This window comes from Allobosea sp. 05T422_2 (assembly GCF_056396265.1).
Window position 1 is genome coordinate 1 of sequence record NZ_JBFTLD010000315.1, and the last position, 7,058, is coordinate 7,058.

The window sequence follows — 7,058 nt, forward strand, 5'->3', positions numbered from 1 at the left end:
CTTCACGACTGGGCGCTGTCGCAGTGGAAGGCGGCTCAGAAGCGCTCCGTCGGCATTTACGCCGGCGCTCTCGGCTTCGGCTTCAACACCCAGCAGATCAAGCAGAAGGGCCTGAACGAGCCGAAATGCTGGGCTGACCTGCTTGATCCGAAGCTCAAGGACGACGTCCAGGTCGCCGATCCGAACTCCTCGGGAACGGCCTATAACCTGCTTGCGACCGTGGTCCAGCTGATGGGCGAGGAGAAGGGCTTCGACTATCTCAAGAAGCTGCACAAGAACGTCAGCCAGTACACCAAGTCGGGCGCCGCCCCCGCCAAGGCCGCGAGCCTCGGCGAAACCGCCGTCGGCATCGTCTTCATCCACGACGCGGTCGTCTTCGCGGTCCAGGGAGATCCGATCAAGGCGGTCGCGCCTTGCGAGGGCACCGGCTACGAAATCGGCTCGATGTCGATCATCAAGGGCGCGCGCAATCTCGACAACGCCAAGAAGTTCTATGACTGGGCGCTGACCCCGGCGGCTCAGGCGCTGGCGGCTCCCGCCAAGTCCTATCAGGTCCCCTCCAACAAGAACTCGACGGTGCCTCCGCAGGCGCCGAAGATGTCCGAGATGAAGATGATCGACTACGACTTCGTCAAATACGGCTCGTCCGCGGAGCGGACGCGGCTGCTGACGAAGTGGGACAAGGAGGTCAAGGCGCTGCCGAAGTAATTTTCCGTCCAGCGCTCTGAAGAGATCCCCTGCGATGCGTCCTGCGACACGGCTCGTCCTGCTGCTCGGCTGGCTCGGCTATGCGGTCATTCCCTGGTACCTGCCTGACGGCGTCAGTCTCAGCCAGTTCGGCTGGCTCGCGGGGTATCCGTTCGGCAAGGTCGGCACGGCGCTCGCGCTGGCCCTGTCCGGAACGGCCCCCTGGCTGCTGCCGGTTGGCGTGGCGCTGCTGGCCGTGACGCTGCTGCTCGGCCGCAGCGAGAGTGCTGCGGTCGGCAGGACGCTGATCTGGGCGGGGCTGACCGGCATGGTCCTGTTCTTCGCGCAGGGCTTTGCCATCACGCTGCAGGGCCAGGGTATCCCCTGGCTCGCAGCGTTGCTCGGCGGCAACGGCGCGGCTCAGGGCGGCATGGGCTTCGGCGCCTTCCTGACGGTGCTTTCGCTCCTGCTGCTGCTCTGTCATGGGCTCGCCTATCGCGGCTTCTGCCGGGGCGACATCTTCACCACCAGCTCGATCGGCATCATCGTCCTGCTGATCGGGCTCTTCATCTTCTTCCCGGTGGCGACKATCCTGCAAAGCGCGCTTGTCGATCAGGCCGGCGCCTTCGCGCCGGGCATCTTCGTCGCGCGCCTGTTCGATTCCTCGATCTGGGGACTTGGCTGCGTCACCGCGAACACCAATTGCGGCGTCGCCTGGAACACGCTGATCCTTGCCGTGCTGACCGGCGTCATCACGACGCTGCTCGGGCTTGCCTGCGCGCTGCTCGTGCTGCGGACGCGCATGCCCGGCAAACGTGTGATGCGCGCGCTCACCGTGTTGCCGATCATCACGCCGCCCTTCGTCATCGGTCTCGCGCTGATCCTGCTCTTCGGCCGCTCCGGCGTGGTCTCCGGGCTGCTCTATGACTGGTTTTCGATTCCGCGCTCGCGCTGGATCTACGGGCTGCCCGGCGTGCTGCTGGCGCAGGTCCTGGCCTTCGCGCCGATCGCATTCCTCGTCCTGATCGGGGTCGTGCAGGGCATCAGCCCCAGCCTGGAGGAGGCCTCGCAGACGCTGGGCGCCAAGCGCTGGGCGACCTTCCGAACGGTGACCTGGCCGCTGCTCAAGCCCGGCCTCGCCAATGCCTTCCTGCTCGGCTTCGTCGAGAGCATGGCCGATTTCGGCAATCCGCTGGTGCTCGGCGGCAATTTCGAGGTGCTGTCGACCAAGATCTTCTTCGCCGTGGTCGGCGCCGCTCATAATCAGGGGCAGGCGGCGGTGCTCGCGATGGTGCTCCTCGTCTTCACGCTCGGCGCCTTCTGGGTGCAGCAGCGCTGGCTCGGCGGCAAATCCTATACGACCGTCACCGGCAAGGGTGATTCCGGCCTGCCGGCAAAACTGYCGAAGCCGGTCACCTTCGTCTCCGCACTGGTGATCGTGCCCTGGGTGGCGCTGACCTTCGTGATCTACGTGATCATCCTGATGGGTGGTTTCGTGAAGACCATGGGCCGCGACCACACGCCGACGCTGGAGCATTACCGCACCGGTTTCGCCATCGATTTCAGCCGTGGAATATTCTTCGAGGGTGCGGCGTGGGATTCGCTGTTCACGACGCTGAAGGTCGCGGCGATCTCGGCCCCGCTGACGGCGGTGCTCGGCCTGCTCACCGCCTATCTGTTGATGCGGCAGCAGTTCCGCGGCCGCCACGTGCTCGAATTCACCACCATGCTGAGCTTCGCCATCCCCGGCACGGTGCTCGGCGTCGCCTATATCCTCGCCTTCAACGTGCCGCCGGTCGAGATCACCGGGACCGGGCTGATCCTGATCATCGCCTTCGTCTTCCGGAACATGCCCGTCGGTGTCCGTTCCGGCATCGCCGGCTTGTCGCAGATCGACAAGAGCCTGGACGAGGCTTCGATCACCTTGCGGGCACGCAGCTTCACCACGCTCTGGCGCGTGGTGCTGCCCCTGCTGCGCCCTGCGCTCGTCTCCGCGCTCGTCTACAGCTTCGTGCGCAGCATCACCTCGGTCAGCGCGGTGATCTTCCTGGTCTCCGCCGAGTACAACCTGGCGACGGCCTATATCGTCGGGCGCGTCGAGGCCGGCGAGTTCGGGCTCGCCATTGCCTATTCCTCGGTGCTGATCGTGGTCATGGCCATTGGTATCGCCCTGATCCAGCTCGGCGTCGGCGAGCGCAAGCTCGGACGGCGCAGTGCGATCCCGCTCGCCACATCCGCCGCACAGCCCGTCAAGTAAGGAGCAGCACCTCTCATGGCCAAGGCGGGACCTGCCTCAGTCGAATTCCGCAATGTCAGCATGCGCTATGGCGCGGTGACTGCCGTCGACAATATCAGCTTCACGATCGAGCCGGGAAAGCTGGTGACACTGCTCGGCCCCTCCGGCTGCGGCAAGACCACGACCTTGCGCATGATCGCAGGGCTCGAGATCGCCAGCGAGGGGCAGGTCCTGATCGGCGGCAAGGATGTCACGCGGCTCTCGGCTGCCGATCGTGACGTCAGCATGGTCTTCCAGTCCTATGCGCTGTTTCCGCATATGAGCGTGCTGGAGAATGCCGCCTACGGGCCGCTGGTGAAGGGGCTCCCGAAGGCCGAGGCGCAGGACATGGCGCTGACCAAGCTCGCCCTCGTCGGCCTCAAGGGTTTTGAGAAGCGCTACCCGTCCGAGCTCTCGGGCGGACAGCAGCAACGCGTCGCCGTGGCGCGCGCGCTGGTGCTCGAGCCGCAGGTGCTGCTCTTCGACGAACCATTGTCGAATCTCGACGCCAAACTGCGCCGCAAGGTGCGGGAGGAGATCCGCGAGCTGCAGCAGAGCCTCAATCTGACGGTTGCCTATGTCACCCATGACCAGGAGGAGGCGCTCGCCGTCTCCGACCGCATCATCGTGATGTCGAATGCCCGGATCGCGCAGGAGGGCTCGCCCCGCGAACTCTATGAGGAGCCGGCCAACCCCTTCGTCGCCGACTTCATCGGCGATGCCAACATGGTCGCAGTCACGATCGCGGAGGTGTCCGAAGGCATCGCCGATGTGATGATCGGCTCCGCAAAGGTGAAATTGCCGGCGCGTGGCCTCGTGGCCGGGCCGGCCCGGGCGGCGATCCGGCCCGAAAGCCTGTTGATGGGACCTGCCTCCGGGCCGGGTCTGCGCGGCACCGTCCGCAAATGCGCCTATCTCGGCAACCACCTCGATCTGATGATCGAGACCGAGGTCGGCGAGCTCTTCGTCGTCCAGCCGGGTGGGCGCGATCTGCTGCCCTATGGCAGCGAGGTCGGGCTCTCCTTTGCAAATTCGGGCGTCACGCTCATTCCCCAGAGCTGAGCGGAAAGCGCGCCGCTCCTGTCGATTCAGCGGAGCAGAGGCCCCGCGCGGCTTGCCCGCCGGCTTCCTGCTCGCTTCGGCCCCACCCGTGGTCCGTGGGGGCGCCGGTGCTATCCCCTGGGGGCGCGAGCAAGACGAACCAAAGGCGCGCGGATTGCGCGCTATCGCAGCCTCACAGATGCCTGAGCCATTCCGCCGCCGCTTCCGCCGGCGGCCRCTCGATATTGAAGGCGCCGACGAAACCGCCCTTCTTGTCCATGAGATAGACGAGCGCGGTGTGATCCATTGTGTAATCGCCTTCCTTGAGCGGCACCTTCTTGGAGTAGGCACGATAGGCCTTGATCGTGGCGTCGATCGCGGCGCGGTCGCCGGTCAGGCCGACGATGCGCGGGTCGAAGCTGCCAAGATAGCTCTTCAGCACCTCCGGCGTGTCACRCTCAGGGTCGACGCTGATGAACAGCGCGCGCAGCTTTTCGCCCTTGGGGCCGGCGGCGCGCAGGGTCTCGGAAATCTCGAAGAGCTTGGTCGGGCAGATATCGGGGCAATGGGTGAAGCCGAAGAAGACGAGGAAGGGTGCGCCGCGCAGATCGACGTCGGTCAGCGGCTTGCCTTCAGCCGTCGTCAGCGTGAAGGGGCCGCCGACACTCGAGGTCGCGCTCTGGCCCTGACGCACCGGGCTGAAAGTCAGGATCGCGGCAGCCGCCAGGGCGACTGCGCCGGCCAGGAAGACCACGAGAGGCAGGATGAGGCGACGGTTCACAGGGATCCTCGAAAAAACTCGGACGGCGCAGGGGCGCCTCAGAAACAGGCAACGATGGCGGCGATGAGGCCGTCGGTGAAGAGCCGGTCGCCCTCGCGCCACCAGAGCAGCAGCCCGGTCAGCAGCAGCGCAAAAGCGCCGCCGCCGAGCAGCCATAGCCCGGTCCGCGAGGCCTCGGCCTCATGCTCGGCGGCTGTCTGGTCCGATTGCGTCATGACCGCGAGCATAGCCGCGCCAGGCTGAGGCCGGAAGCGGCAACCGTGACGCAGGGGGAGTGCAAGGAGACGAGAGCGGGCGATCGGGATCGAACGGGCGGTATTGGGCTTGGGGAGCAGTTCTATGACGTCGAATCTCTCTTCCTCGCTCCCAGGCAGAAAAGCTGACGGGAGCGCCGGGCACGAAAAACTCTCGATCGCAGTCCCACTGTTGATGGACGGTCGCGGATCATCTACCCGAAGCCGAGTGTAGCGCGATGTCATCCGGAATGCCGCGCAATGCCCGTCAGGGCTGGTCTGGGGCTAGCAGCATTCGATGCCAATTGAGCGTTTCGACACTGTCATCCTGGGCGCGGGTGCTGCTGGAATGATGTGCGCGATCCATGCCGCATCACGCGGCGGGCGTGTTCTCATCGTCGATCAGGCCAAAGCACCCGGCGAAAAGATCCGCATTTCAGGCGGGGGGCGCTGCAACTTCACCAATATCGGCACGAGCGCGCGGAATTTTCTGTCGAACAACCCGCATTTCGCAAAATCTGCGCTTGGCCGCTACACGCAGCATGATTTCGTTGCGTTGGTCGAAAAACACGGCATTGCCTATCACGAAAAGACGCTCGGGCAGCTCTTCTGCGATGATTCCGCCAAAGATATCATCGCAATGCTGATGGATGAGATGGCGCGCGCGGCATGCGAATTGCGCCTCAGAACCACACTGGAAAGCCTTGAGCGGGCGGATGACGGCTTTGCGATCACGCTTGCCGGCGATGGGGCTGCAAAAATTCGGTGCCGGCATTTTGTCGTCGCGTCCGGAGGAAAATCCATCCCGAAAATGGGGGCATCCAGCCTTGGCTATCAGATCGCCGGCCGGTTTGGTTTGGCGGTGACGGAAACGCGCCCGGCCCTGGTGCCGCTGACTTTCGGTGAAGATGTCCTTGCCGGGTTTCGCGAGATTGCCGGCGTCGCGGCGGATGCGCGGGTCTCGTGCGGCAAGACCACATTCGATGAGGCGATGCTGTTCACGCATCGCGGGCTGTCCGGCCCCGCGATTCTGCAGATCTCGTCGTACTGGCGCGAGAAGGAGCCGATCAGGATCGCGTTCCTGCCCACGCAGGACGTGTTCGCCGACTTGCGCGCTTCCAGACAGGAAAACGGCCGCAGAAGCATCGCAAATACGCTTGGTGATATTCTGCCGAAGCGATTGGCCGCCTATCTCGCAGATGCCCATGGTTGGACGGGACCCATCGGCGACGCAAGCGACAAGAAGCTGGCCGCGATCGCTTCGACCATTCAGGGCTGGGACGTCATGCCCATCGGATCGGAAGGATACCGGACCGCGGAGGTGACGCTCGGTGGTGTCGATACGTCCGGACTGAACTCACGGACGATGGAAGTAAGGACAGTCGATGGCCTGTACTTCATCGGTGAAGTGGTTGACGTCACCGGCTGGCTTGGCGGCTACAACTTCCAATGGGCGTGGTCATCAGGCTGGGCGGCAGGGACCGCCATCGCCGAACGCACCGGGTGAGATGCCTGTATGGCGCCAATGAAAATGAACGCCGACGTCCCCGGCCAGATCTCTCCGGAAAGTTCGAATGACCGGCACAGATCGAGAATGAGTGCTCTGACATATTGTCATTGGAAGGATTCGGAGCGGGCGATCGGGATCGAACCGACGACATTCAGCGTGGGCAACGTCATGAATTCGGCCATAGGACTCTGAGCTAGTAGGGTAGATCTGGCAGTTTTACGGCGAGGGACGGGATTCAGTCTCCCGAATTTTGTCGCTTGTCGCTTTGCGCCTTAATCTTGAGCATAAGCCGGTCCTTTGCCATCTGCGCAATCTGACGACGCTTTTCTGAGGCGCGGTCACTCTTCGAGCCACCCTTTACCTCAGCGATGGCGCCGGCGATGGGACTGTCAGGGATTTTGTGTCCGGGGCCATAGTGACGCCGATGGAGGGCGCTCATGGTCATCAAGAAGGACACACTGGATCAGTTGCTTGCGGGACGTGATCCGCGCGATGTTTTCGCCAAGGATGGGCTTGTCGATGAGCTGAAGA

At 64.0% G+C, this 7,058-nt stretch carries 6 protein-coding genes; 4 read left to right on the plus strand and 2 right to left on the minus strand.

Annotation, left to right across the window (positions count from 1 at the left end):
* From AC1DJT_RS32250 to AC1DJT_RS32260, 3 genes are all read left to right on the plus strand, one after another.
* On the plus strand, positions 1-708 hold a 708-nt coding region (locus AC1DJT_RS32250; protein WP_476835669.1), incomplete at its 5' end, for an extracellular solute-binding protein.
* A gap of 34 nt (positions 709-742) precedes the next feature.
* On the plus strand, positions 743-2,944 hold the full coding sequence (locus tag AC1DJT_RS32255) for an ABC transporter permease (protein ID WP_476835670.1): 2,202 nt from the start codon (positions 743-745) through the stop codon (positions 2,942-2,944).
* A gap of 15 nt (positions 2,945-2,959) precedes the next feature.
* On the plus strand, positions 2,960-4,024 hold the full coding sequence (locus AC1DJT_RS32260; RefSeq protein ID WP_441505032.1) for an ABC transporter ATP-binding protein: 1,065 nt from the start codon (positions 2,960-2,962) through the stop codon (positions 4,022-4,024).
* Between the two features lie 172 nt (positions 4,025-4,196).
* Here the strand turns inward: AC1DJT_RS32260 and AC1DJT_RS32265 are convergent, their stop codons facing one another.
* Positions 4,197-4,790, minus strand: coding sequence for an SCO family protein (locus AC1DJT_RS32265; RefSeq protein ID WP_476835671.1), 594 nt, complete (start codon positions 4,788-4,790; stop codon positions 4,197-4,199).
* A 32-nt stretch (positions 4,791-4,822) separates the two neighbouring features.
* Positions 4,823-4,999, minus strand: a complete 177-nt coding sequence (locus AC1DJT_RS32270) for a hypothetical protein (protein ID WP_441491941.1) — start codon at positions 4,997-4,999, stop codon at positions 4,823-4,825.
* 322 nt (positions 5,000-5,321) lie between these two features.
* Between AC1DJT_RS32270 and AC1DJT_RS32275 the strand changes: the two genes are divergently transcribed.
* Entirely contained in the window at positions 5,322-6,524 is a 1,203-nt protein-coding gene (locus AC1DJT_RS32275; protein WP_441505119.1) for a BaiN/RdsA family NAD(P)/FAD-dependent oxidoreductase, read from the plus strand.
* The last annotated feature ends 534 nt before the right edge of the window (positions 6,525-7,058 follow it).